Source organism: Stenotrophomonas sp. BR163, assembly GCF_047520985.2.
Taxonomy (GTDB): domain Bacteria; phylum Pseudomonadota; class Gammaproteobacteria; order Xanthomonadales; family Xanthomonadaceae; genus Stenotrophomonas; species Stenotrophomonas sepilia.
Genome location: NZ_JAXBRE020000028.1, coordinates 1 through 24,454 on the forward strand (window position 1 = coordinate 1; position 24,454 = coordinate 24,454).

Below are 24,454 nucleotides of genomic sequence, written 5' to 3' on the forward strand. Positions count from 1 at the left end.
GATCCGTTTTCCGCAGGAAAACGGATCCGACCCCTTCTTGTTTCCGTTCGACCCACCGCTTCTGAATCAGTCGAGCAAGCGCGACGCCACGAAGCACGTCCATCCGTCACCGGGAAACTGTCGAAGGCGGGGCGGGAGGGGCAGGCAGGACCGTTGGCGCCATGGATGGCGCCATCGAGCCCCCATGGACGGGTTTACGGTGTGTCCTGCCTGCCCCTCCTGCCCCGCCAAACACGCAGCAACCCAGAGCCATGAACCACGCTGTTGCTGTTGCTTTTGCCTGCGCTCTGGCTTGAAGCGGGTGCCGGGCAGCGCCCGGCCGGGTATCCTTTCCCTCTGATGTCCGACCTTGTCCATGCCAGCCGCGAAGCCCTCAGCGAAGGCGGCGCGCTCGCCTCGCACCTGGATGCCTTCGTCCCGCGTCCGGCACAGCTGCACCTGACCGCAGCCATTGCCGATGCGCTGCAGCAGCGGGACCTGCTGCTGGCCGAGGCCGGTACCGGCACCGGCAAGACCTTCGCCTATCTGGTGCCGGTGCTGCTGTCCGGGCTGCGCACCATCATCTCCACCGGTACCCGCGCGCTGCAGGACCAGCTCTACCACCGCGATCTGCCGCGCGTGCGCCAGGCGCTGGGCGTCGGCCTGCGCAGCGCGCTGCTGAAGGGGCGCGCGAACTACCTGTGCCGCTACCGACTGCAGCAGGCGCGGGGCGAGCCGCGGTTTTCCAGTCCCGAACAGGCCGCGCAGTTCCAGCGCATCCTGGCGTGGTCCGGGCGCTCGGAGTTCGGTGACATCGCCGAACTGGAGGGCCTGGCCGATGACTCGCCGCTGCTGCCGATGGTCACCTCCACTGTCGACAATTGCCTGGGCACCGATTGCCCATTCTGGGACGACTGCTTCGTGGTGCGCGCACGGCAGCGTGCGCAGGCCGCCGACGTGGTGGTGGTCAACCACCACCTGCTGCTGGCCGATCTGGCACTGAAACAGGACGGCTTCGGCGAGTTGCTGCCGGGGGCGCAGGCCTTTGTCATCGACGAGGCACACCAGCTGCCCGAACTGGCAGCGCAGTTCTTCGGCGAAGGTTTCGGCATGCGCCCATGGCAGGAACTGGGTCGCGACTGCCTGGCTGAAGCGCGCGGCGTAGGGGGCGCACAATCGGCGCTGCAGGAGCCGGTCGACCAGTTGCAACAGGCGTTGCTGGCGTTGCGTTCGGCGATGGAGGGGCTCCCGCCGCGGGGTACGCAGTGGCGTGCGCTGGCCATGCCACAGGTCCGCGACGGTTTCGATACGCTGATGGCCGGCCTGGTGGCGCTGGAGCAGGCACTTCAGCCGCTGCGCGAATCGGCGGCGGGTCTGGACGCCTGCCATGCGCGGGCGCGCGAGGCGGTGTCGCGGTTGCAGCGCTGGCTGGGCGATGATGAACCCACCCTCGATTTCGATGCCGATCCGGCGGATCACGCCAGTGCCACCGATGTGCTCTGGTACGAGCTCACGCCACGGGGTTTCCGCTGCCAGCGCACGCCGATGGATGTGTCCGGCCCGCTGCGCGAGCATCGCGAGCGCAGCCGCGCGGCATGGATCTTCACCTCGGCCACGCTGACCGTGGGCAATGGATTCGACCACATCGCCGCGCGCCTGGGCCTGGACGATCCGCATACCCTGGTCCAGCCGAGTCCGTTCAACTGGCCCGAGCAGGCGTTGTGCTACCTCCCGGAAGGCCTGCCTGATCCGGCTGCACGGGGCTTCGGAACCGCGCTGATCCAGACCCTTCGGCCGGTGCTGCAGGCATCGCAGGGCAGGGCATTCCTGTTGTTCGCCTCGCACCGTGCATTGCGCGAGGCGGCCGAAGCACTGCGCGACGGGCCATGGCCGTTGTTCGTGCAGGGTGAGGCACCGCGCGCGACGCTGCTGCAGCGCTTCCGTGAATCGGGCAATGGCGTGCTGCTGGGCTCGGCCAGTTTCCGCGAGGGCGTGGACGTGGTCGGCGAAGCGCTGAGCGTGGTGATGATCGACAAGCTGCCGTTCGCGGCACCGGACGATCCGGTGTACGAGGCACGCCTGGAGGCGATCCGCAGCCAGGGCGGCAATCCGTTCCGCGACGAACAGTTGCCGCAGGCGGTGATCGCACTGAAGCAGGGTGTCGGTCGCCTGATCCGCAGCGAAAGCGACCGTGGCGTGCTGGTCCTGTGCGATCCGCGCCTGCTCAACCGTGGCTATGGCCGGGTCTTCCTGGATTCACTACCACCCTTCCGCCGCACCCGCAGCCTGGCCGATGTGCAGGCCTTCTTTACGCCACAATGGGTGCCCGTGTCTGATGATCCGGCTGACCCGGCCGCTGTTGCGCCGGGCCCGGAGCCGGCTCCCGGTGCCACGTTCCCCCTGTTCTGACCTGATCTGATGAAACTGCTCGCCTTTGAAACCGCCACCGAAGCCTGCTCCGTTGCCCTGCATGTCGATGGGCAGGTGCTGGAACGCTTCGAGATCGCCCCGCGCCGGCATGCCGACCTGAGCCTGCCATGGGCCGAGGCGCTGCTGGCCGAAGCCGGCATCAGCCGTCGCCAGCTCGACGGCATCGCGCTCAGTCGCGGCCCGGGGGCGTTCACCGGTGTGCGCCTGGCGATCGCCATCGCCCAAGGCATCGCGTTGGCGTTGGACCGCCCGCTGCTGCCGGTTTCGACGCTGCAGGTGCTGGCGCTGCGGGCACCGGTGGAAGAAACGCAGATCCTGTCGGCAATCGATGCCCGGATGGGCGAACTCTACGTCGCGCGCTTCGAACGCGTGGACGGCCTGCCGGTTGCGCGCGATGCCGAGCGCGTATGCGCGCCTGCCGCGGTGGCGCTGCCTGAAGGGCTGTCCGTCTACGGTGTGGGTACCGGTTTCGGCGCGGCCGACGGCGCGCTGGTGGCACAGTTGGGCAGTGGCCTGCGCGGTTTCGATGCTGCGGCATTGCCGCGGGCGTCGGACGTGCTGGCACTGGCCGTGCCGGCGTTCGCGCGTGGCGAGGCGACCGCACCGGAGAAGGTCGAGCCGGCGTACCTGCGCGACAACGTAGCACTGACCCTGGTCGAGCAGCAAGCCGCGCGCGAGGCGAAGGCGAAGGCCAACGGCTGAGCCCCTCGTGGCGGGGCGCTGATCGCGTATTCGTGGGGTTGGCCGGGCGGGTGGGCTGCGCAGGGGGCGCTGCAAGTACCCCTCCGGGGCCCGGCCCAGCCGCTGGCGGCTGTGCGTTCGGGCGCTTGCGAAGCAGTGCTTCGCAAGCAAAGCGCCCTCACCCACGTAAGCTCGGTCGCCACTTGCTCGTGTGCGCTGTCCTGCGCACACGGCAAGACCGGGGTTGGGCGTCCTGCCCAACCCGCCCGAGGCATGTCTCGGGCCCATGCGGCTCACGCCCCTGCGCAGCCCATCCGCCCGGGCGCGGACAGTTTCCGTGTGCGTCCGCCACGGAAAATCAAAGAAAATCAAAATCAAAAGCGGGTCGCTTCGCTCGCATCCATGCATGGCGTGGATGTGTGTCGACCAAGGTCGACAGCTACCAACAGCAATGGTGCGCCGTGATCTGTCAGAGGCGGGGCGGTGTCGGGCGGCGGGGTATCCGCGGCATGGATGCCGCGGCTAAGCCTACACGGACGTACTTGCGGCGTCCCCGCCGCCCGACACCGCCCCGCCAAGCTTCAGGACACCAACCGCTGCTGTTGCTCTAGCCCTTCAGCGGGCCCCGGGCCGCAGGCCCGGGCACCAAAACCCTACCGGTCGTCGCGCAGTTCGCCGCCGGGCAGGAACACCCACGTGCGGGTCACCTGCAGGATGTCGATCTCGTCCTCGGTCTTCGGCAACGGCGGGAATGGCTGCGCCAGCGTCACCACCCGCAGCGCCGCTTCATCCAGCAGCGGCGTCCCGCTTGAACGCAGGATGCGGCTGCTCTTCACGCTGCCATCGCGCCGCACGCCCACGCTGATCACCACCTGGCCGCCGAGCCGTCGCTGCCGGGCCTCGTCCGGGTAATTCAGGTTGCCGACGCGCTCGGCACGGTCGACCCAGGCACGCAGGTAATTGGCATAGGCATATTCACGCGTGCTGGCCGACACGAACTTGCGATTCGGGCGCTTGGCATACTGCGCCGAGCGCAGATGCACTTCGGCAGCCAGTCGCGCCATCTCCACATCGCGCTGCTCGCGTGCACTCAACGGCGCGTCCGGCTCGGGGCGTTCCGGGGTTGGCTGGGCCTGCGCCTGTGCCACCGAGTCCTGTCCGTTGCGGCTGCTGACCACCCGTGCCTGCGGCGGCGGAACCGGCGCGGCCGATTGCTGTTGCTGGGGAACCGGGCTAAGTCCGGATTGCGCCTGCGGCACGATGCCGGCCTGGTTGTCGCGCGGACGCTGTGCGCGGTCGTGCTCGCCACCGCCTTCCTGGTTGGCGGCGGCAAGGAAATCAGCCTGCTTTGGCGTCAGTGCGGTGCGCGTCTGGCTGAAGATCACTTCCAGCGTCGGCACCAGCGGAGCATCGCCTTTCACGGCGAAGCCCACGCCCAGGATCAGCAGGGCGTGGACCAGCACCGACAGTGCGATGGTGGCCCCCAGCCGTTGCGCTTCGCGTGGCGGCGGGGGCAGAACGGCGGGTGCGGACGCCATCAGCGCAGGCCGGCCTCGAGCGCGTCGAACAGGGTGCCGGCAATGTTCAGGCCGTACTGCGCGTCGAGCTCGCGCACGCAGGTCGGGCTGGTCACGTTGACCTCGGTCAGGTAATCGCCGATCACGTCCAGGCCGACGAAGCGCATGCCACGGCGCTTCATCTCCGGGCCAACCTGGCCGGCGATCCAGCGGTCACGCTCGCTCAGCGGGCGCCCTTCGCCACGGCCGCCGGCCGCCAGGTTGCCGCGGAACTCGTCACCTTGGGGAATGCGCGCCAGGCAGTAATCGACGGGTTCGCCGTCGACCAGCAGGATGCGCTTGTCGCCGGCGGTGATGTCGGGAATGAACTTCTGGGCCAGCGCCAGCTTGCGGCCGCCGTCGGTCAGTGTCTCCAGGATCACGTTCAGGTTCGGATCGCCCTGGCCGCTGCGGAAAATCGAGCGGCCGCCCATGCCGTCCAGCGGCTTCAGCACGGCCTGGCCGTGTTCGAGGGCGAAGGCCTTCAGCGCCTTGGCATCGCGGCTGACCAGGGTCGGCGGGCAGCACTGCGGGAACAGCAGGGCTGCCAGCTTCTCGTTGTAGTCGCGCAGGCCCTGCGGGTTGTTGACCACACAGGCACCGGCAGCGGCGGCCACGTCCAGTACCTGGGTGTCGTAGATGTACTCGGCGTCGACCGGCGGGTCCTTGCGCATCAGCACGATCTGGCCGGGCCCGAACTCGGTACGGCTGAACTCACCCAGCTCATACCAGCCGGCCGGGTCGTCGCGCACCTGCAGCGGCGCGGTCTGGGCCACCGCCACGCCACCTTCCAAGGCCAGTCCGCCCGGCCGCACGTAGTGCAGGGCATGGCCGCGGCGCTGGGCTTCCAGCAGCATGGCGAAGGTGGTGTCCTTGGCGATCTTGATGTGGGCGATGGGGTCCATCACCACGATGACGTTCAACGGCATGGGCGCACCTGTCAGGCAAGGCGTTGATGGTAGCGGCAACGCCGGTCGCGCGCCTCCCTGCCATACTGCAACGCAGCGTCCGCCCGGCGGTCGCGCACTCATTGCGAAACCCGTCACGTTCAGGAGGGGGCCATGCCCCGCGCCGTGGGGCGGCCTTGAAGCGGGCGCGGAAAGTGCGATATAGATACGCTTTCGCAGCGGCCCCCGCCAGAGATCGGGCCGTGCGCTTGGGGATAGGCAATGACTGAAAACACGACTGCGGGCGGGGAACTCGCAGGACTCCGGGTGATGGTCATCGATGATTCGAAGACCATCCGCAGGACTGCGGAAACGCTGCTCAAGCGCGAAGGCTGCGAGGTGGTCACCGCCACCGACGGCTTCGAAGCGCTTGCCAAGATCGCAGACCAGCAACCGCAGATCATCTTCGTCGACATCATGATGCCGCGCCTGGACGGGTACCAGACCTGCGCGCTGATCAAGGGCAACCAGCTGTTCAAGGCGACCCCGGTCATCATGCTGTCGTCCAAGGATGGCCTGTTCGACAAGGCGCGGGGACGCATCGTCGGCTCGGAGCAGTACCTGACGAAGCCTTTCACGCGTGAAGAACTGCTGGGTGCCATCCGCACATACGTCAACGCCTGACCAGGGGGGAAAGGCACAATGGCTCGTATCGTCCTGATCGAGGATTCACCGACCGACCGCGCGGTGTTCACCCAGTGGCTGCGCCGTGCCGGCCACGAAGTGCTGGAAGCGGACAACGCCGAGGATGGCCTGCAGCTGGTCCGCGACCAGGTGCCGCAGCTGGTGCTGATGGACGTGGTCCTGCCTGGCATGAGCGGCTTCCAGGCGACCCGTGCGATGGCCCGTGATGCGGCGATCAAGCACATCCCGGTGATCATCGTCAGCACCAAGGCGATGGAAACCGACAAGGCCTGGGGCCTGCGCCAGGGCGCCGCCGATTACATCGTCAAGCCGCCGCGCGAGGATGAACTGATCGCGCGGATCAACGAACTGGTGGCCTGATGCGCTCGCCCTTCGACATCCTTGAAGCCTATGAACGGCGCAGCCTGGCCCATGCGGTGCAGCTGCCCGGAAAGCAGTTTGCCCAGGACCTGTGGCGTGGCGTGGGTTTCCGCGTCGGCCAGCGCCGGCTGGTGTCCGATTTCCGCGAAGTGGTGGAAATCGTACCGATGCCGCCGGTGACCCCGGTGCCCTGTGCGCAGCCCTGGCTGCTGGGCGTGGGCAACCTGCGCGGCAACCTGTTCCCGGTGGTCGACCTGAAGTACTTCCTGGAAGGCACGCGCACCGTGCAGCAGGAAGGCCAGCGCGTGCTGATCATGCGCCAGGCCGGCGGCGACGTCGCACTGACCATCGATGAACTGTTCGGCCAGCGCAGCTTCGAGCTGGACCAGCAGATCGAAGCGGGCACGTTGGCCGATGGCCGCTACGGGCATTTCGTCGATCGTGCTTTCCATGCCGACGGCCATGACTGGGGCGTGTTCTCGCTCTCGCTGCTGTCGCGCACCCCTGAATTCCGGCAAGCCGCGGCCTGAGGCCGGGCATCGCCCCCTGCATTGAAGATCGAGGTTGAACGATGAGTACTGCTTCGGACGCCACCAAGACCGGCAAGCTGCGGCTGGGCGGCAGCAACCTCTGGCTGTTCCTGCTGCTGGCATCGATGATCCTGTTCGGCGTCAACACCGGCGTCGCCACCTGGCAGGGCAGCCGCCTTGCCGACGCCGGCTCCAAGGCCGCCGACCTGCAGGTGCTGTCGCAGCAGCTGGCCAACCAGGGACGTGACGCGGTCGGCGGCAACGCCCAGGCCTTCACCGCCTTCAAGGCCACCCGCAACGCGATCGAGCAGAACGTGTCGACCCTGCAGGGACGCTACGGCAAGGAGCCGGGCGTAGCCGGTGCCATCGCCACCCTCGGCGAGACCTGGGCGCCGCTGGGCAAGCAGGCCGGGCAGCTGGTGGCCAGCGAGCCGGCCGTGCTGGCGCTGGCCGGCAACGCGAACAACTTCACCGGCGCAGTGCCGGGCCTGCAGGCCCAGCTGAACGAGCTGGTGCGTGCGATGTCCGCTTCCGGCGCGCCGTCGTCGCAGGTGTACAGCGCGCTGCAGCAGGTTGTGGTGGCCGGTTCGATGGCCCGCCGCGTGACCGAAATGCGTGCCGGTGGCAGCGCCGCGGCGACCTCCGGCGATGCGCTGGCACGTGACATCACCGTGTTCTCGCAGGTGCTCGACGGCCTGCGCAACGGCAACGAGGAACTGGGCATCACCGCCGTGCGCGGTGCCGCCGCCGTGGCCGCGCTGGAACAGTCGCAGCAGAAGTGGGAAGCGATGAAGCAGGACGCCGACGCGATCCTGGCCAGCTCGCGCCAGCTGTTCGCGGCGCAGTCCGCTGCCACCGCGCTGGGCCAGGGTTCGGCCCACATGCTGGATGACAGCCGCAAGTTGTTCGACGCGTTCTCCTCGTTCGGCTCGGTATCCGACACCCGCCTGTTCCCGAACTTCTGGATTGGCGTGGTCTCCGGTGCGCTGTCGCTGATCGCGATCATCGGCTTCGTCTCCACCAACGTGCGCAGCCGCTCGCGCGAGCAGGAACTGCGCTACCAGACCCAGGTGGAATTCAACAGCCGCAACCAGCAGGCGATCATGCGGCTGCTGGACGAAATCTCCTCGCTCGGCGAGGGCGACCTGACGGTGAAGGCCTCGGTGACCGAGGACATGACCGGCGCGATCGCCGACGCGATCAACTACGCGGTCGACGAGCTGCGCCACCTGGTGACCACCATCAATGACACCTCGGCCAAGGTCGCGATGTCCACCCAGGAAACCCAGGCCACCGCCATGCAGCTGGCAGAGGCCGCAGGGCACCAGGCCAACCAGATCACCTCGGCTTCGGACCGCATCGGGGAGATCGCGGCGAGCATCGAGCAGGTGTCGCGCAACTCGGCCGAGTCGGCCGACGTGGCACAGCGCTCGGTGGTGATCGCTGCCGAAGGTGCCGGCGTGGTGCGCGAGACCATCCAGGGCATGGACCAGATCCGTGACCAGATCCAGGAAACCTCCAAGCGCATCAAGCGCCTGGGCGAGTCGTCGCAGGAAATCGGCTCGATCGTGGAACTGATCAACGACATCTCCGAGCAGACCAACATCCTGGCGTTGAACGCGGCGGTGCAGGCCGCGTCGGCCGGTGAAGCGGGCCGCGGTTTCGCGGTCGTGGCCGACGAAGTGCAGCGCCTGGCAGAACGCACCTCGGGTGCGACCCGACGCATCGAAAACCTGGTCCAGGCCATTCAGGCCGACACCAATGAAGCGGTCACCTCGATGGAGCAGACCACGGCCGAAGTGGTGTCTGGTGCGCGCCTGGCCGAGGACGCCGGTACCGCGCTGACCGAGATCGAACGCGTGTCAAACGCGCTGAACACCCTCATCAAGAACATCTCCATCGCCGCCCAGCAGCAGTCGGCCGCCGCCTCGGACATCACCCGCACCATGGGCGTGATCCGGCAGATCACCGGGCAGACCTCGCAGGGTGCCGGACAGACCGCCGAGTCGATCGGCCACCTCGCGCAGCTGGCGGCGGACCTGCGCCGTTCGGTCGCCGACTTCAAGCTGCCGGCGTGACGCGGGCAGGGCGGCGAGCAAGGAACCAGTCGATGAAGCATTTCCATTCCCCACGCCAGAACTCGCGCGGCCACCGCGCGGCGGCGAACGGAGCGCGTCCATGAGCAGTCTGCGCGATGCGATGAGCCACGCAGCGCTGGGCTGGGTCAAGCCCGAGCTGGACGAGACCCTGCGCCAGGTGCGCAACGAGGTCGAGTACTACGCCGAAGACCCGACCGATGCCAGCCGCATGCGCATCTGCGCCGGCTACCTGCACCAGGTGCAGGGCACCCTGCGCATGGTCGAGCTGTATGCCCCGGCGATGGTGGCCGAAGAACTGGAGCAGCTGGCCAATGCCATCGGCGCCGGTCGCGTGGCCGACCGTGATGAAGCCTGCGCAACCCTGATGCGTGGCAGCGTGCTGCTGCCCGACTATCTGGAACGCCTGCAGAACGGCCATCGCGACATTCCGATCGTGCTGATGCCTCTGCTCAACGAGATCCGTGCGTCGCGCGGCGAAGAAGGCGTCACTGACAGTGTGCTGCTGGCCTTTGCGCCGGAGAGCGTCACCGCCACCGAGGCCGAGCTGGACCATGCCCGTGGCAGCCTGAGCGGACGCAACCGCGAGCTGCTCGACACGGTCGGCAGTGCGGTGAAGGAAGAACTGCTGCGCATCAAGGATGCGCTTGACCTGCACCTGCGCACCGGTGGTGCGCCGGAACAGCTGCAGACCCAGGCCAACGAGCTCGGCGCCGTGGCCGATACGCTGGGCATGATGGGCCTGGGCGTGGCCCGCGGCGTGGTCGTGCAGCAGCGCGATGCGCTGCGTGGCGTGGTCGAAGGTCGCCAGCAGATTGACGAGAACCTGCTGCTGGATATTGCCGGTGCACTGCTGTACGTCGATGCCTCGCTGGACGACCAGGTTGCCCATCTGGGCGCCGGCGGCAGTGGCGAGGACGATCCGAGCGCGGTCGAGAACCGGCGCACGGTGGAGGTGCTGGCGCATGAAGCCATCGCCAACTTCGCCGCTGCCCGCGAGCATTTCGTCGCCTTCATCGAAACCAGCTGGAACCATGCCGAGCTGCAGGATGTACCACGCCTGCTGGGCGATGTGTCCGGCGCGCTGCGCATGCTCGACCTGGGTACCGCCGCCGATTACCTGCGCGGCGTGCAGCAGTACATCGAGGCCGAACTGATCGGCCGCCAGCGCGTGCCCAGTGGCCGCCAGCTGGACACCCTGGCCGATGCCATGGCCAGCCTGGAGTACTACCTGGAAGCCCTGCGCGACCGCCGCCCGGGCCGCGAGGACATCCTCGAAATCACCCGCAGCAGCCTCGAGGCTCTGCGCTACTGGCCGCTGCCGGAGCACAATGCCGTCGCGCCGGAAGTGCCGGCACTGCTGCCGGTCGAACGTGAGCCGGTTGCGTTGCAGGCCGAGCCGCTGCAGCCGGAGCGCATCGAGGTTCCGGTGCAGCCTGCGGCGCCCGCTGCCGGCGACGTGCCGGTGCCACTGCCGGACTTCACCTTCGATCCGCCGCCGGCCTCGCCGGCGCCGATGGTGTCCGACAACCGCCTGATGTTCGGCGCACTGGGCACCGTGGCCGCCGTGGCCGCCAGCACGGCTGATATCGATGCTTCGCCGTCGCCGACGCACGACGATGCGGAGGCATCGTTGGTCTTCGCGGCGTCCAGCGCACCTGCGCCCGATGTCCCGCAGTGGGAGCTGGCGCCGTTCCATCCGGAGGCCGACGCCATCGTGCCTGCCGATGACGAGCGCAGCCCGACCTTCGCCAGTTTCGATCCGGTCAGCTTCGAACTGGCTGACAGCGGCCCCCCCGGTGCACCGCAGTGGTCGCTGTCCGAGGCGCCGCAGATGCTTGAGGACACCGCAGCGCCTGTGATCGATGAGAGGACGGACGCGGTGGATTCCTCCGCGACCGCTTTCGATGCTGCACCGGTATTCGACCCGGTGGCGGCCGAACAGGATGCGGCTGCCGTGGCCGACGACGTGGTGTTCCGCTTCGATGCCGACGCGCTGGACAACGCTGACGACGTGCTGTCGCTGCATGCGATGGAAACGCTGTCGCTGGACGATGACGCCGCGTTGCATCCTTCGCTGGAGATCGTCGATGCCGTCGTCCCGCCGCTGGCCGATGTATCGCCCGCAGTGCTGGCCGAGGTGGATGAGGCCCCGGATGACCTGCCGGCAACGTTGATCACGCCGCCGTCGATCGAAGCGCCCATCCCGGCAGCGGAAACCTCGGCGCCGGCCGTGTCGGTGATCGATATCGACACCATCGCGCCGATCGATTTCAGCGAGGCCGACGCCCAGTTCTTCGCCGAGTTGAGTGCGGCCGCTGCCGGCTTCAATCCACAGGCGATGGCCGCTGCGGCAGTGCCGGAGGCGGTGGATTCGGCCGTTGCCGGGACCGACGCCGACACCAATGCGGGCTTCGACGCGGGTTTCGACGACGATGCCGAGAACATCGACGAGGACATCCGCGAGGTGTTCCTGGAAGAGTTCGACGACGAGCTGGCCAATCTCGGCACGCTGCTGCCGGCATGGCGCATGCAGCCGGACAACATGGACCGGCTTCGCCCGATCCGCCGCATCTTCCATACCCTCAAGGGCAGTGGCCGCCTGGTCGGCGCACGCACCCTGGGTGAGTTCGCGTGGAAGATCGAAGGCATGCTCAACCGCGTGCTGGATGGCAGCCGCGCCGCATCTCCCGCCGTGCTGGCGATGGTCGACAACGCGCATGCGGCGCTGCCGCAGCTGAACGCGGCGCTGCGCCATGGCCAGCGCATCAGCGTCGACCTGCAGGCCATGCAGGCCATCGCCGATCGTGTCGGTGCAGGCGAGGAGACCTACTACGTCCCCCTGCCCGGGGCCACTGCATCGGTTGCACCGGTGGCCGAAGCCGAGGGCGAAGACGAGATCAGCCGCATTCTCGACGCGGAGGTTGCCGCTTCGGCGCTGGCCGATACCGCCGAGAAGGCCGAAGCCACCGGCACGCCGGCCAACATCGACAGCGTGCTGCGCGAGATTCTCGAGGCCGAGGTGGAAGTCCATCAGGCCACCCTGCAGGACTGGCTGCGTTCGGCGCAGCAGGCACCGCAGCCGGTCAGCGACGCACTCCTGCGCGCAGTGCACACCATGAACGGCGCCTTCGCGATGACCGAAGTGCCCGAGATCACGGCTGTAACCGGCGGTGCCGAGTCCTACATCAAGCGTGCACTGGCCGCCGAAGTGGTGCCGGGTGATGAAGGCGTGGCCGCGCTGGATGCGACCGCGCAGGCGATCACCGCCACCATGGAAGCGCTGCAGGCCGAACAGCCGCGCATCGCACCGCAACAGGTACTGGCACAGCGCCTGCAGGCGCTGGCCAGCGAGTTGCCGGAAGCGCGCTGGCCGATGGTGGGCCTGGAGGACGACGAAGCCGAGCTGGCGCTGGATGACGAACCGACGGCGGAATGGGATGCGGACGCCCCGGCAGCCGTCGCGCCTGAAACCGATGCGGTCCCGCTTTCGTCCGTCGCGCCGGAGCAGGAACCACAGGCAGTTGCCGATGTCGCCGAAACCCCGGTCGAGGATGCCGCGATCGAGGGCGAGGGCGGGCTGGAGGTCGGTGAGCTGACCGCCAGCGACGATCTTTCGCGCTACTTCGATGCCGGATGGCCGTCGGTACCGGGTGAGGGAGCGGCGTCGCTACCGGTGGTCGAATCGATCCAGGTGGCCGACGACGTTCCGGGCGTTGAGGTAGACGGTGTCCAGGCGGAGGCCGAAAGCGCGCCGCTGTTGGCCGACGATGCCGGTTTGACCGTCGTGGACGATCTGTCGCCGTACCTGGATGCCAGTGCGCTGCCGGTCGACGACCGCGATGCCGAAGAGATTCCTGATGCTGTCGAAGCCGTCGCATCTGACCTGAATGCGTCCTCGTTCGATCACGTGCACGTCGCGGACGCTGAGGCATTCGATACGCCTGCTGCACTGCCACTCGACAGCGAGCTGTCGAGCCTGCAGGATGAAATGGCTGCGCCGGGGTTTGCAGAACCGGTCTCGCTGGACGCCGCGCTCGAGGCCGGCCTGCACGTGATCGACGAAGAGCAGCCCCTGGCCGACGACGGGCAATGGTCCGTGCTCGGCCTGCAGGCCAGCGAACTCGCGCCGGGCGAGGCGGAAGCCTTTGCCGAGGATGCGGACGTCGGCGGGGAGGCGGCGATCGGTGAAGGAGAGAGCGCCGATCAGCCGTCCCCGGCGACGGTGAATGAGGAGATCGCGGAGGCCGCAGCGCCGGCCACCGCCGAACCGGTGCGGTTCTTCGAACTGGAAGACGCGCCGGGCCAGGTGGAAGTCCACGCCGAAGCTGCCGATGCCGTGTCAGATGCCCCGGCCGTTGGCGCGCCTGACGCCGACGTGGCTGAAACCGTGGCACCCGACGTCCTTGACATCCCGGTGCCGGAAGACAACGCCGATACGCTCGACTTCAGCGTCTACGATCGCGAGCTGGTCGACATCTTCGTCGAGGAAGGCAAGGACCTGCTCGACCACTGCGATGGCCTGATCAGCGAGCTGCGCGATGCGCCGCAGGACCGCGAGGTGCTGGCCGGCCTGCAGCGTGACCTGCATACCCTGAAGGGTGGCGCACGCATGGCCGGCATCAACGCCATCGGCGATCTTGGCCACAGCATCGAATCGTTGCTGGAAGCCGTCGCCGCTGGTCGCACCGAGATCGAACGCCGCGATGTGCAGTTGCTGGAGCGCGGATTCGATCGCCTGCACCAGCTGCTCACCCGCACCGGTGATCATCGAGTGGTGGAACCGGCGCAGGACCTGGTCGATGCGTTCGAGGTGCGTACGACCACCGATCTCGCTGCGGCAGCGGCGGCTGCCGTAGCTGCAGCCAACGTGGCGAGCGTCGCGGAAACTGTTTCGACAGCGGTCGCCAGTCCGGCGCCGGCACTGCTCGACGCGCCGCTGTCGGCACCGCTGCCGGCCGAAGGCGTGGTCGATGAAGATCCGCTGGCACGCCCGCAGCAGGAACAGGTGCGCGTGCGCGCGGATCTGCTCGACCGCCTGGTCAACCATGCCGGTGAAGTGGCGATCTACCGCTCGCGCCTTGAGCAGCAGCTCGGCGCGTTCCGTGGTGCGATGGGCGAGCTGGAGCGCACCAACGCGCGACTGCGCGACCAGCTGCGCCGGCTCGACCTGGAAACCGAAGCGCAGATCGTCGCCCGCTACCAGCGTGAGCAGGACCAGGCAGACCAGAAGTTCGATCCGCTGGAGCTGGACCGCTTCTCCACGCTGCAACAGCTCAGCCGCGCGCTGAACGAATCGGCGGCCGACCTTGGCGGCCTGCAAGGGGTGCTGGACGATCTGTCGCGCCAGTACGATTCGCTGCTGCAACAGCAGTCGCGTGTCAGCTCCGAGCTGCAGGACGGCCTGATGCGCGCGCGCATGGTGCCGTTCGATGGCCTGGTGCCGCGCCTGCGCCGCGTGGTCCGCCAGTCCGGCATGGATACCGGCAAGCAGGTGCACCTGACCCTGGAAGGCACCCACGGCGAACTGGACCGCAATGTTCTCGACCGCATGGTCGCGCCGCTCGAACACATGCTGCGCAACTCGGTGGCCCATGGTCTGGAAGCGCCGGAACAGCGCCGCGCCGCCGGCAAGCCGGAAGAGGGCGAAGTTGCCATCCGCCTGCACCGTGAAGGCTCGGAAATCGTGCTGGAAGTGGCCGATGACGGTGCCGGCCTCGATCGCGAAGCGATCCGCCGCCGCGCCATCGACCGTGGCCTGCTGGCCGCCGACGCGCAGCCGAACGATCAGGAACTGGACAACCTGATTTTCGCCTCCGGTTTCTCCACCGCCGACCAGGTCAGCCAGCTGGCCGGTCGTGGCGTGGGTATGGACGTGGTGCGCAACGAAGTGCGCCAGCTGGGCGGCTCGGTCGACATCCAGTCGGTGCGCGGCCAGGGCGTGCGCTTCACCCTGCGCCTGCCGCAGACGCTGGCCGTCACCCAGGCGGTGTTCGTGCAGATCGGCGAGACCACCTTCGCCGTGCCGGTGGCCTCGGTCAGCGGTATCGGCCGCCTGTCGCGCGAACGTTTCGAGGCCGCCGACAGCAGCTACCGCTACAGCGGCGAAGACTATCCGTTGTATGACCTCGGCAGCCTGGTCGGGCAGGCCCCGGCGCGTGCCGATGGCCAGGACCAGGTGCCGCTGTTGCTGGTCCGTGCCGGTGACCTGCGTGCAGCCGTGGCGATCGACCAGGTGCTGGGCAACCGCGAAATCGTGGTCAAGCCGGTCGGCTTGCAGATCGCATCGGTACCGGGCATCTACGGTGCCACCATCACCGGCGATGGCCGCGTGGTGGTGATCCTGGACGTCGCGCCGCTGGTGCGCCGCTTCCTGGCCAACCCGACGGCACCGGTGCTGGCCAATGCGCCGCGCGACGAACGCCAGGTGCCGCTGGTGATGGTGGTCGATGACTCGCTGACCATGCGCAAGGTGACCGGCCGCATCCTCGAGCGCCACAACTTCGAAGTCAGTGTCGCCCGCGATGGCGTGGAAGCACTGGAGCGCTTGGAAGAGCGCGTGCCGGACCTGATGTTGCTGGACATCGAGATGCCGCGCATGGACGGCTACGAGCTGGCCACTGTGATGCGTGCCGATCCGCGCTACAGGGATGTGCCGATCGTGATGATCACCTCGCGCAGCGGCGACAAGCACCGCCAGCGTGCCTTCGAGATCGGTGTCCAGCGTTATCTGGGCAAGCCGTACCAGGAACTGGACCTGATGCGTAACGTGTACGACCTGCTGGGGATCGCCCGTGTCCGTGAGTGAAACCCATCCGGCCCCGGCCGTCGCCCTGCTGGCCCGCCCCGGTGCGGCGCGTGAACGCCTGCGCGAGGCACTGGCGCATGCCGATGTACAGCTGGTCCTGGAAGATGATCCGAACGGCCTGGAGCCGCAGGTCCTGCAGGCCGCGGATCCGCAGTTCGTGGTGATCGCACTGGAAGCTGCCATCGAGGACGCACTGGAACGGTTGGAAGCCGCGCTCTCGGCACCGGGGCTGACCCTGGTGTTCGATGAGGCTGAGCTGGCCGCCCGCCGCGACGGCTGGGAGGCGCAACGTTGGGGGCGCCACCTGGCCGCCAAGCTGCACGGCCACCAGCAGGTGTTGCCGCCGGGCGCCGAAGAAGAGCCCAGCCTGCAGCTGGAGCCTGGTCATCCGGCGCCCGCGCCGGCGCCGCAGGAAGAAGCCCTGCAGCCACACCTGGAACAGGCGCTGAGCTGGGCCGATGACGTTCCGGCCGACGGCCTGTATTCGCCACCGGCAGACCTGCACGAACCGATCGCGCTGGAGCAGGCCCTGGCGGCGCTGCAGCCGGTCGTGCCCGAGCCTCTGGATCCGCCTTCGGCGCCGCAGGCACTGGCCGAACCGGCGGCGCCCGCGACACCGCCGGTCTCCTTCGATCACACCGCCTGGTCGCTGGTCGAGGAATCGATCGAAGCACCCGTATCGGCAGAAGCCGTGGCGCCGGTGGTCGCGCCGCAGCCCTCGTTCGATACCGATCATTTGAGCCTGGTCGATCTGGATGCCGCCGCCCCGGCCGGTGCGCGTGCCGCATCGCTGCTGGTGCTGGCCGGCATCGGTGGCCCGGATGCGTTGCGTCGCCTGCTCGGCGCACTGCCCGCGTCGTTGAGCGTGCCGGTCCTGGTGCACATGCGTCTGGATGGTGGCCGCTACGGCAACCTGGTCAAGCAGATGTCCCGCGTTTCGCCGTTGCCGGTGCAGCTGGCCGAGGCCGGCCAGCACGCGGTGCCGGGCGAGGTGCACGTGCTGGCCGATGATATCGGCGTGCGCGCGGCCAGCGATGGCCTGCATTTCCAGAGCGATGCCAATGGTATTTCGCTCGCTTCGCTGCCGGCCGAACACACCGCACTGGTGCTGCTCAGCGGTGCCGACCTGGCCCACGTAGGCCCGGCGCTGGACCTGGCTGCCGCCGGTGCGTGGGTGGCCGGGCAGGTGGGCGAGGGCTGCTATGACCCGGCGGCGGCCACCGCCGTGGTGGCTGCCGGCATGGTGGCCGGTGAACCGCAGGAACTGGCGCAGGCAATTGCCGCGCGCTGGGGTGAGCAGGACGACAACGGAGACGCACCATGAGCTACGCCAGCAATGACGAAATCCGCGGCGTCCTGATCCAGGCCGGCAACGAGCGCGTGCTGCTGCCCAATGCCACCGTGGCCGAAATGATGTCGCGCGTGCCGGTGCAGCCGGTCTCCGATGCGCCGCGCTGGCTGGTTGGCGAGATCGGCTGGCACGGCTGGCAGGTGCCGCTGGTGTCGTTCGCACGCCTTTCGGGGCTGGGCGAAGAGACCGTGGCCGGCCACAACAAGGTGGTGGTGCTGAAGTCCCTCAGCGGCAACGCGCAGCGCCCGTACTACGCGCTGCTGACGCAGAACTTCCCGCAGCTGATCTCGGTGCCACGCGATGGCCTGCTGGCCGACGCCTCCGAAGAAACCCTGCCGCAGACCGTGCACATGCGCGTGCTGCTGGGTGAGCAGAGTGCGCTGCTGCCGAACCTGGACGCGTTGGAAGCGGCGCTGGATTCGCTCGCCGCCTGATCCACCACACCGGTAGTGCCGACCGCTGGCCGGCAACCTCATGATCCCGTGGATGCCGGCCGCTGGCCGGCATCCACGGGATCATGAGGTTGCCGGCCAGCGGCCGGCACTACGACGAACCTGTCTTATCCCAGGTCGCCCAACCGCGCCTGCAACGCCGCGACCGCGGCCAACCCGGCCGTTTCCGTGCGCAGGATCCGCGGGCCCAGCTGCAGTCCCTGGAACCCTGCCGCTGCCAGCTGGTCGCGGTCGCGCGGCGACCAGCCCCCTTCCGGGCCGATCGCAAGCACGACGCCCCCTGCCGGAGCGGCCGTCAGCGTCGACAGGCGATGTGCGCCCCGCGGGTCCAGGGTCAGTCGCAGCGTATAGGCCGGCAGTGCCGCCGCGGCCTGCGCCAGCGACAGCGGAGGCCCCACCTGCGGAATGCGCGCACGCCCGGACTGGCCGCAGGCCGACGTCACCACGTTGTTCCAGTGCGCCACGCGCTTCTCGGCGCGCGCGGCATCGAGCTTCACCTCGGTGCGCTCGGCGTTGACCGGAATGATCGCCGCCACGCCCAGTTCGGTGGCCTTCTGCAGGATCAGGTCCATCTTCTCGCCACGGGCGATGCCCTGCAGCAGGGTGATCGCCAGCGGTGATTCATTATCGATGGCCTGCACAGCATCGATGCGCACCTGCACTTCGCGCTTGCCGGCCACGGTCAGTGTCGCGCTGTAGTCGTTGCCATCGCCGTTGAACAGCACGCACGTATCGCCTTCGCGCAGGCGCATCACCCGCACCAGGTGGTTGGCCGTCTCTTCCGGCAGGGTCACGGTCTGGCCGCTGTGCAGCGCCAGGTCGATGGGGCAGCGGGTCACGCGCATGCAATCGCCTCGTCGATGGCCGCCAGCGTGGTGTGTGCCAGCAGCTCCAGTTGTTCGTCATCCACGCAATAGGGTGGCATCCAGTACAGCACGTCGCCCAGCGGGCGCAGCACCACGCCGCGCTTGAGGGCGGCCTTGTAAGCGTGCAGGCCCAGCCGCAGGCCCGGATCGAACGGCGTGCGCCTGTTGCCGTCGCGCGACAGCTCGAACGCCACCACCATGCCGGCCTGGCGCACGTCGGCCACGTGCGGATGGTCGGAAAATGGCGCCGCCAGCGTGCCCATCACCGAGGCGATGCCCCGGTTGCGGGCGATCACATCGTCGTCGCGGAAGATGTCCAGCGTCGCCAGTGCCGCCGCGCAGGCCAGCGGATTGCCGGTGTAGCTGTGCGAATGCAGGAAGGCGCGCTCGCGCGAGTCGTCGAGGAAGGCGTCGTACAGCGCCTGCGTGGCCAGCACGGCGGCCAGCGGCAGGAAGCCGCCGGTCAGGCCCTTGGAAAGGCACATCAGGTCCGGCATCACCCCTGCCTGCTCGCAGGCGAACAGGGTGCCGGTGCGGCCGAAGCCGGTGGCGATCTCGTCGGCGATCATGAACGCGCCATGGGCATCGCACAGTTCGCGCACGCGCTGCAGATAGACCGGATCATGCATGCGCATGCCGCCGGCACACTGCAGGCGCGGTTCCAGGATCACCGCGCAGATCTCGCCCGGATGCTGGTCGAACAGCGTGGCCAGGCCGTCGGCAGCCTGCCGCGCGCGGTCGGCCGCGCTCTGGCCGGGTTCGGCCAGGTAGGCATCGGGCGACGGCGCGAACAGCGCTTCGGCCAGCAGCGGCGCATAGACGCGGCGATACAGCGGGATGTCACCCAGCGTCAGCGCGCCCAGGGTCTCGCCGTGGTACCCGTTTTCCAGTGCAATGAAACGCGTGCGCCGCGGCTCCCCACGGTTCTGGAAATACTGGAAGGCCATCTTCAGCGCCACTTCCACGCCGGCCGAGCCGTTGTCGGCGTAGAACACCTTGGCCAGCGGCTCGCGGCCGGGCTGGCGTGGTGCCAATGCCAACAGGCGTTCGGCCAGGGTGATGGCCGGCTCATGGCTGAAGCCGGCCAGCATCACCTGTTCCAGCTGCGTGGCCTGGGTGGCAATGGCACCGCCGATGCGCGGTTCGGCATGACCAAACAGGTTGGTCCACCAGCTGCTGACGGCGTCCAGATAGCGGTGGCCGTCGTGGTCGATCAGCCACGCGCCTTCGCCACGGGCGATCGGCACCAGCGGCAGGGTGTCCGGATGCTCACGCATCTGCGTGCACGGGTGCCACAGCACCTGCAGGTCGCGCTGCCGCCAGTGGCGGGCCAGCGGGGAGGGGGTCGGGTCTGCTAGCATTTCGGGCTCATGAACATGTTGCTGCCTGCACATTCTATCGGCCCCGGCGCAGCCGCCGGTCGCCGCGGAGATTCCGCATGAACGATGACCGTGCCGGCCGTCGCTTGCCGATCATCCATCGGATCACCGATGAGGAGAACGGCCCCTTCCAGCGCCAGCATCTGGACCTGGAGTTCTCCAACGGTGAACGTCGCCGTTTCGAGCGCCTGGTCAGCCGTGGTCACGGTGCGGTGGTGGTGGTGCCGATGCTCGACGATGAAACCGTGCTGCTGGTGCGTGAATACGCCGCCGGCATGCATCGTTACGAACTGGGGCTGGTGAAGGGCAGGATCGACGCCGGCGAGACCCCCGAGCAGGCTGCCGACCGCGAACTGAAGGAAGAGGCCGGTTATGGTGCGCGCCGGGTCGACGTGCTGCGCGCGATGACACTGGCCCCGACCTACATGAGCCACCAGTCGTGGCTGGTGGTGGCGCGCGACCTGTACCCGGAAAAACTGGCCGGCGACGAGCCGGAAGAACTGGAAGTGGTGCCGTGGAAGCTGGCCGAACTGGACCAGCTGATGTTGCGCGAGGACTTCTCCGAGGGACGCTCGCTGGCGGCGCTGTTCATTGCCCGCCAGTGGCTGCAGGGAACGCGATGATCAAGCTGACGACGGACCTGCGCGAGACCGCCATCGCCATCGCCCAGCAGGCCGGCCAAGCCATCATGCAGGTGTATGCCGATGGCTTCGAGGTCCAGATCAAGGACGACAACAGCCCGGTCACCGCGGCCGACCTGGCGGCCAACCAGGTCATTGAGCTGGGCCTGCGGCAGCTGACACCGGACCTGCCGATCCTGTCCGAGGAATCGGCGCAGGTGGGCTGGGAGCAGCGCCGCCATTGGGGCGCTTACTGGCTGGTGGATCCGCTCGACGGTACCCGCGAGTTCGTCAAGCGCAACGGCGAATTCAGCGTCAACATCGCCTTGATCTACCAGGGCGCGCCGGCATTCGGCGTGGTGCTGGCGCCGGTCACCGGCATTGTCTGGCATGCCATGCGCGGCGAACTGGCCTATCGGCGGCAGGGCCTGCATGACACCGTGCTGCGCACCCGCACGCCGGCCACGGCTCCGCTGCGCGTTGCCGCCAGCCGCTCGCACCGTTCGCCGGAAACCGAGGCGCTGCTGGCTCGCATGGGCCGCATCGAGACCATCGCGCAGGGCTCGTCGCTGAAATTCTGCCGGATCGCCGAAGGCGGCCTGGATGTCTATCCGCGGCTGGGCCCGACCTCCGAATGGGATACGGCCGCCGGCCAGTGCGTGCTGCATGCCGCCGGCGGCGCGGTGCTGTCGGCGGCGACCGGCAAGCCGTTCCGCTACAACCGCCGCGAGACCCTGTTGAACGGCGATTTCATTGCCCTTGGTGATACCAGCCTGCCATGGCGCGACTGGTTGTCCGACTGATCCTGGAGGCCGCATGAGCGCGCACGACACCCCCACCACCGGCAGCGCCGCAAGCAGCGAACTGGAGCGCCTGCTGGCGATCATGGCGCGGCTGCGCGACCCGCAGGGCGGCTGCCCGTGGGATCTGGAGCAGAACTTCGCGACCATCGCCCCCTACACCATCGAAGAAGCCTACGAGGTCGCCGATGCGATCGACCGCGGCGACCTGGACGATCTCTGCGACGAGCTTGGCGACCTGCTGCTGCAGGTGGTGTTCCACGCACGCATGGCCGAGGAGCAGGGCGCGTTTGCCTTCGCCGAGGTCGCCCGTGCGATCAGCGACAAGATGCAGCGCCGTCACCCGCACGTGTTCGCCGATGTCAGCGTGGACGATGCCGACGGGGTGACGCGCAACTGGGAGGCGATCAAGCGCGCCGAGCGTGCCGCCAAGGGCGAGCAGGACACCTCCGCACTGGCCGGTATCTCGCGCGGCCTGCCGGAATGGCAGCGGGCGGTGAAGCTGCAGTCGCGCGCGGCCAAGGTCGGTTTCGACTGGCCGGGTCCGCTGCCGGTGCTGGACAAGGCCGCCGAGGAGCTGCAGGAGCTGCGCGAGGAGTTCGAACGCGGCGATGTCGCGGGCAACAAGGCGCGCCTGCAGGAAGAACTGGGCGACCTGCTGTTCGTCTGCGCGAACCTGGCGCGTCATGCCGATATCGATCTGGGCGCTGCACTGCGCGGTGCCAACCACAAGTTCGAGCGTCGCTTCCGCGCGATGGAAGCGCAGGCCGACGCACAGGGTGAGGCGTTGGCCGAACTGGACCTGGATGCGCAGGAAGCACTGTGGCAGCAGGCCAAGGCAGCAGAGAAGGCGTGAAAACGCTTGGCCTGTTCCTGCTGACCGCGCTGGCCGAGATCGTTGGCTGCTACCTGCCATGGTTGTGGCTGCGCAAGGGAGGCAGCGTCTGGCTGCTGCTGCCGGCGGCGGCCAGCCTGGCCCTGTTCGCCTGGCTGCTGACCCTGCACCCGACGGCCAGTGGACGGGTCTATGCCGCCTACGGTGGCGTCTACATCGGCACCGCGCTGTTCTGGCTGTGGCTGGTCGATGGCATTCGTCCCAGCCGCTGGGACCTGCTGGGCGCAGCGCTGTGCCTGGCCGGCATGGCGGTGATCATGTTCGGGCCGCGCACCTCATCGGTGTAGAGCCGAGCCATGCTCGGCTGCTCTCCCTCCGACCGCGCTGGCGCGCGCAAGCCGAGCATGGCTCGGCTCTACAAGGTCAGCGATGGCGCATGATGTGGGCGACCCTGGTTCCCCGAGCCTGCTCATGTCCCGCTTCGCCAGCTTCCGCGAGTTCTATCCGTTCTATCTCAGCGAACACCGCCACCCGGTATCGCGGCGGCTGCACTTCATCGGCAGTTGCGGGGTCCTGCTGCTGGTCGCCACTGCGTTGCTGCGCGGCCAGCCGCTGTTCCTGCTCGGCGCCCTGTTCTGCGGCTACGGGTTCGCCTGGGTCGGCCATTTTTTCTTCGAGAAGAACAGACCGGCGACGTTCCGCCATCCGCTGTACTCGTTCATGGGTGACTGGGTGATGTTCCTCGACATCCTGCGTGGGCGGGTGCGCCTGTAGCGGGCGGCTGCGGCGCTTTGCGGGCATTGCCTCGCCGCCGGCAGAGGAAAGGGTGGGGCGGGTTGCACTTCCGCTTGCATGAACCGCTGCGCTGCGGCACGCCTGCGGGCGACCGATCTGGGATAATGGGGTTTCCTGTTTCCTCTGCTGCCGGACCCGGTCATGACCCAGAAGACGCTGCTCAACGATACCCACCGCGCCCTTGGCGCCAAGATGGTCGATTTCGGGGGTTGGGACATGCCCATCCACTACGGCTCGCAGCTGGACGAGCACCATCTGGTGCGGCGTGAGTCCGGCGTGTTCGACGTCAGCCACATGACGGTGGTCGACCTGCGCGGTGACCAGGTCAAGCCGTTCCTGCGCCGCCTGCTGGCCAACTCGGTCGACAAGCTGAAGGTGACCGGCAAGGCACTGTACTCGTGCATGCTGAATCCGCGCGGCGGCGTCATCGACGACCTGATCGTCTACTACCTGGGCGACGACTTCTTCCGCATGGTGGTCAATGCCTCTACCCGCGAGAAGGACCTGGCCTGGCTGCGCGAGCAGGCTGCGCCGTTTGGCGTCGCCGTCGAGCAGCGCCCGGACCTGGCCATCCTCGCCGTGCAGGGCCCGCAGGCGCGCGACATCGTGATCGGCCTGGCCCGCGAGGCCGACCGCGCAGCGTTGACCAGGCTGGGCCGCTTCGCCGCCCTGCAGGTGCAGTCCGATGACGGTGTCGAGCTGTTCGTCGCCCGCACCGGCTACACCGGTGAAGATGGTTTCGAGATCCTGCTTCCGCAGGACGCCGTGGTCGCCTTCTGGAACCGCCTGCTGGCGGCGGGCGTGAAGCCGGCCGGCCTTGGCGCGCGCGACACCCTGCGCCTGGAAGCTGGCATGAACCTGTACGGCCAGGACATGGACGAAGAGATCAGCCCGTACGAAGCGGCGCTGGCCTGGACCGTGTCGCTGGACGAAGGCCGCAACTTCATCGGCCGCGACGTGCTGGAGGCGCAGAAGAGCGCCGGCACCGCGCGCCAGATGATCGGCCTGGTGATGGACGAAAAGGGCGTGCTGCGCCACGGCCAGACGGTCACCACGGCCAGCGGCCAGGGCGAGATCCTGTCCGGCACCTTCTCGCCGACGCTGGCCAAGGGCATCGCCTTCGCCCGCGTGCCGGCTGGTGAACTCGGCGAGGTCACCGTCGACATCCGCGGCCGTCAGGTGCCGGTGCGGGTGGTCAAGTTCCCGTTCGTTCGGGAAGGCCAGGCGCAGCCCGGCGTGCTCGCCGACGCCTGATCCGTACGTGCCGGTCGTCACTGACAGCAGTGGTGGCCGGTTGGTTACACTAGCCCCGTTTTTTCCACCC

Annotated in this window: 19 protein-coding genes; 15 read left to right on the plus strand and 4 right to left on the minus strand. The window is 68.3% G+C overall.

Annotated features, from left to right (window positions below):
- The first annotated feature begins 339 nt into the window (after window positions 1-339).
- Window positions 340-2,388 (plus strand): DNA repair helicase YoaA, encoded by a 2,049-nt coding sequence (gene yoaA, locus ACM0PY_RS17760; protein ID WP_134972606.1) that lies wholly within the window; start codon window positions 340-342, stop codon window positions 2,386-2,388.
- A gap of 9 nt (window positions 2,389-2,397) precedes the next feature.
- Window positions 2,398-3,111 carry a tRNA (adenosine(37)-N6)-threonylcarbamoyltransferase complex dimerization subunit type 1 TsaB gene (gene tsaB / locus ACM0PY_RS17765; protein ID WP_180884133.1) on the plus strand — a complete coding sequence of 238 codons (714 nt, stop codon included), beginning with the start codon at window positions 2,398-2,400 and terminating at the stop codon, window positions 3,109-3,111.
- A 632-nt stretch (window positions 3,112-3,743) separates the two neighbouring features.
- Here the strand turns inward: tsaB and ACM0PY_RS17770 are convergent.
- Together ACM0PY_RS17770 and gshB are read right to left on the minus strand one after the other, a co-directional pair.
- Complete coding sequence (locus ACM0PY_RS17770; protein WP_414609452.1) at window positions 3,744-4,628, minus strand: energy transducer TonB; 885 nt, start codon at window positions 4,626-4,628, stop codon at window positions 3,744-3,746.
- Complete coding sequence (gene gshB / locus ACM0PY_RS17775) at window positions 4,628-5,575, minus strand: glutathione synthase (RefSeq protein ID WP_061478899.1); 948 nt, start codon at window positions 5,573-5,575, stop codon at window positions 4,628-4,630. Before gshB ends, ACM0PY_RS17770 begins: the two co-directional genes overlap by 1 nt.
- A gap of 240 nt (window positions 5,576-5,815) precedes the next feature.
- Here gshB and pilG point away from each other — a divergent pair, with 240 nt between their 5' ends.
- The 7 genes from pilG to ACM0PY_RS17810 all read left to right on the plus strand — a co-directional run bounded on the left by pilG (window position 5,816) and on the right by ACM0PY_RS17810 (window position 17,817).
- Window positions 5,816-6,217: a twitching motility response regulator PilG gene (pilG, locus tag ACM0PY_RS17780; protein ID WP_005418455.1), complete on the plus strand. Its 402-nt coding sequence runs from the start codon at window positions 5,816-5,818 to the stop codon at window positions 6,215-6,217.
- 18 nt (window positions 6,218-6,235) lie between these two features.
- A complete protein-coding gene (locus tag ACM0PY_RS17785) occupies window positions 6,236-6,598 on the plus strand; it encodes a response regulator (protein WP_005410717.1) in 363 nt (120 codons plus the stop codon).
- The gene (locus ACM0PY_RS17790) at window positions 6,598-7,128 is read left to right on the plus strand and encodes a chemotaxis protein CheW (protein WP_065178184.1); all 531 of its coding nucleotides are present in this window, start codon (window positions 6,598-6,600) and stop codon (window positions 7,126-7,128) included. The genes ACM0PY_RS17785 and ACM0PY_RS17790 overlap by 1 nt, the downstream gene beginning before the upstream one ends.
- A 41-nt stretch (window positions 7,129-7,169) precedes the next feature.
- Entirely contained in the window at window positions 7,170-9,206 is a 2,037-nt protein-coding gene (locus ACM0PY_RS17795; RefSeq protein ID WP_049415562.1) for a methyl-accepting chemotaxis protein, read from the plus strand.
- Window positions 9,207-9,306: 100 nt separating this feature from the next.
- Window positions 9,307-16,032, plus strand: coding sequence for an Hpt domain-containing protein (locus ACM0PY_RS17800; protein ID WP_180884138.1), 6,726 nt, complete (start codon window positions 9,307-9,309; stop codon window positions 16,030-16,032).
- Window positions 16,019-17,356 carry a chemotaxis protein CheB gene (locus tag ACM0PY_RS17805; RefSeq protein WP_180884140.1) on the plus strand — a complete coding sequence of 446 codons (1,338 nt, stop codon included), beginning with the start codon at window positions 16,019-16,021 and terminating at the stop codon, window positions 17,354-17,356. Before ACM0PY_RS17800 ends, ACM0PY_RS17805 begins: the two co-directional genes overlap by 14 nt.
- Window positions 17,353-17,817: a chemotaxis protein CheW gene (locus tag ACM0PY_RS17810; RefSeq protein WP_005418442.1), complete on the plus strand. Its 465-nt coding sequence runs from the start codon at window positions 17,353-17,355 to the stop codon at window positions 17,815-17,817. The genes ACM0PY_RS17805 and ACM0PY_RS17810 overlap by 4 nt, the downstream gene beginning before the upstream one ends.
- Window positions 17,818-17,942: 125 nt before the next feature.
- Here ACM0PY_RS17810 and ACM0PY_RS17815 read toward each other — a convergent pair whose 3' ends face one another.
- Both ACM0PY_RS17815 and bioA read right to left on the minus strand, forming a co-directional pair.
- Window positions 17,943-18,680 (minus strand): 16S rRNA (uracil(1498)-N(3))-methyltransferase, encoded by a 738-nt coding sequence (locus tag ACM0PY_RS17815; RefSeq protein ID WP_180884142.1) that lies wholly within the window; start codon window positions 18,678-18,680, stop codon window positions 17,943-17,945.
- Window positions 18,671-20,062, minus strand: coding sequence for an adenosylmethionine--8-amino-7-oxononanoate transaminase (bioA, locus tag ACM0PY_RS17820; RefSeq protein ID WP_219633225.1), 1,392 nt, complete (start codon window positions 20,060-20,062; stop codon window positions 18,671-18,673). Before bioA ends, ACM0PY_RS17815 begins: the two co-directional genes overlap by 10 nt.
- Before the next feature lie 77 nt (window positions 20,063-20,139).
- Here bioA and nudE point away from each other — a divergent pair, with 77 nt between their 5' ends.
- The 6 genes from nudE (at window position 20,140) to gcvT (ending at window position 24,384) form a co-directional block, all read left to right on the plus strand.
- Window positions 20,140-20,703 carry an ADP compounds hydrolase NudE gene (gene nudE, locus ACM0PY_RS17825; RefSeq protein ID WP_005418435.1) on the plus strand — a complete coding sequence of 188 codons (564 nt, stop codon included), beginning with the start codon at window positions 20,140-20,142 and terminating at the stop codon, window positions 20,701-20,703.
- Complete coding sequence (gene cysQ / locus ACM0PY_RS17830; RefSeq protein ID WP_053499520.1) at window positions 20,700-21,503, plus strand: 3'(2'),5'-bisphosphate nucleotidase CysQ; 804 nt, start codon at window positions 20,700-20,702, stop codon at window positions 21,501-21,503. The genes nudE and cysQ overlap by 4 nt, the downstream gene beginning before the upstream one ends.
- Before the next feature lie 13 nt (window positions 21,504-21,516).
- Window positions 21,517-22,356: a nucleoside triphosphate pyrophosphohydrolase gene (gene mazG, locus ACM0PY_RS17835; RefSeq protein WP_111129455.1), complete on the plus strand. Its 840-nt coding sequence runs from the start codon at window positions 21,517-21,519 to the stop codon at window positions 22,354-22,356.
- The gene (locus tag ACM0PY_RS17840; protein WP_072168556.1) at window positions 22,353-22,682 is read left to right on the plus strand and encodes a YnfA family protein; all 330 of its coding nucleotides are present in this window, start codon (window positions 22,353-22,355) and stop codon (window positions 22,680-22,682) included. Before mazG ends, ACM0PY_RS17840 begins: the two co-directional genes overlap by 4 nt.
- A gap of 124 nt (window positions 22,683-22,806) precedes the next feature.
- A complete protein-coding gene (locus tag ACM0PY_RS17845; protein ID WP_049415586.1) occupies window positions 22,807-23,109 on the plus strand; it encodes an Mpo1-like protein in 303 nt (100 codons plus the stop codon).
- A 162-nt stretch (window positions 23,110-23,271) separates the two neighbouring features.
- Window positions 23,272-24,384, plus strand: a complete 1,113-nt coding sequence (gene gcvT / locus ACM0PY_RS17850; protein WP_134970317.1) for a glycine cleavage system aminomethyltransferase GcvT — start codon at window positions 23,272-23,274, stop codon at window positions 24,382-24,384.
- The last annotated feature ends 70 nt before the right edge of the window (window positions 24,385-24,454 follow it).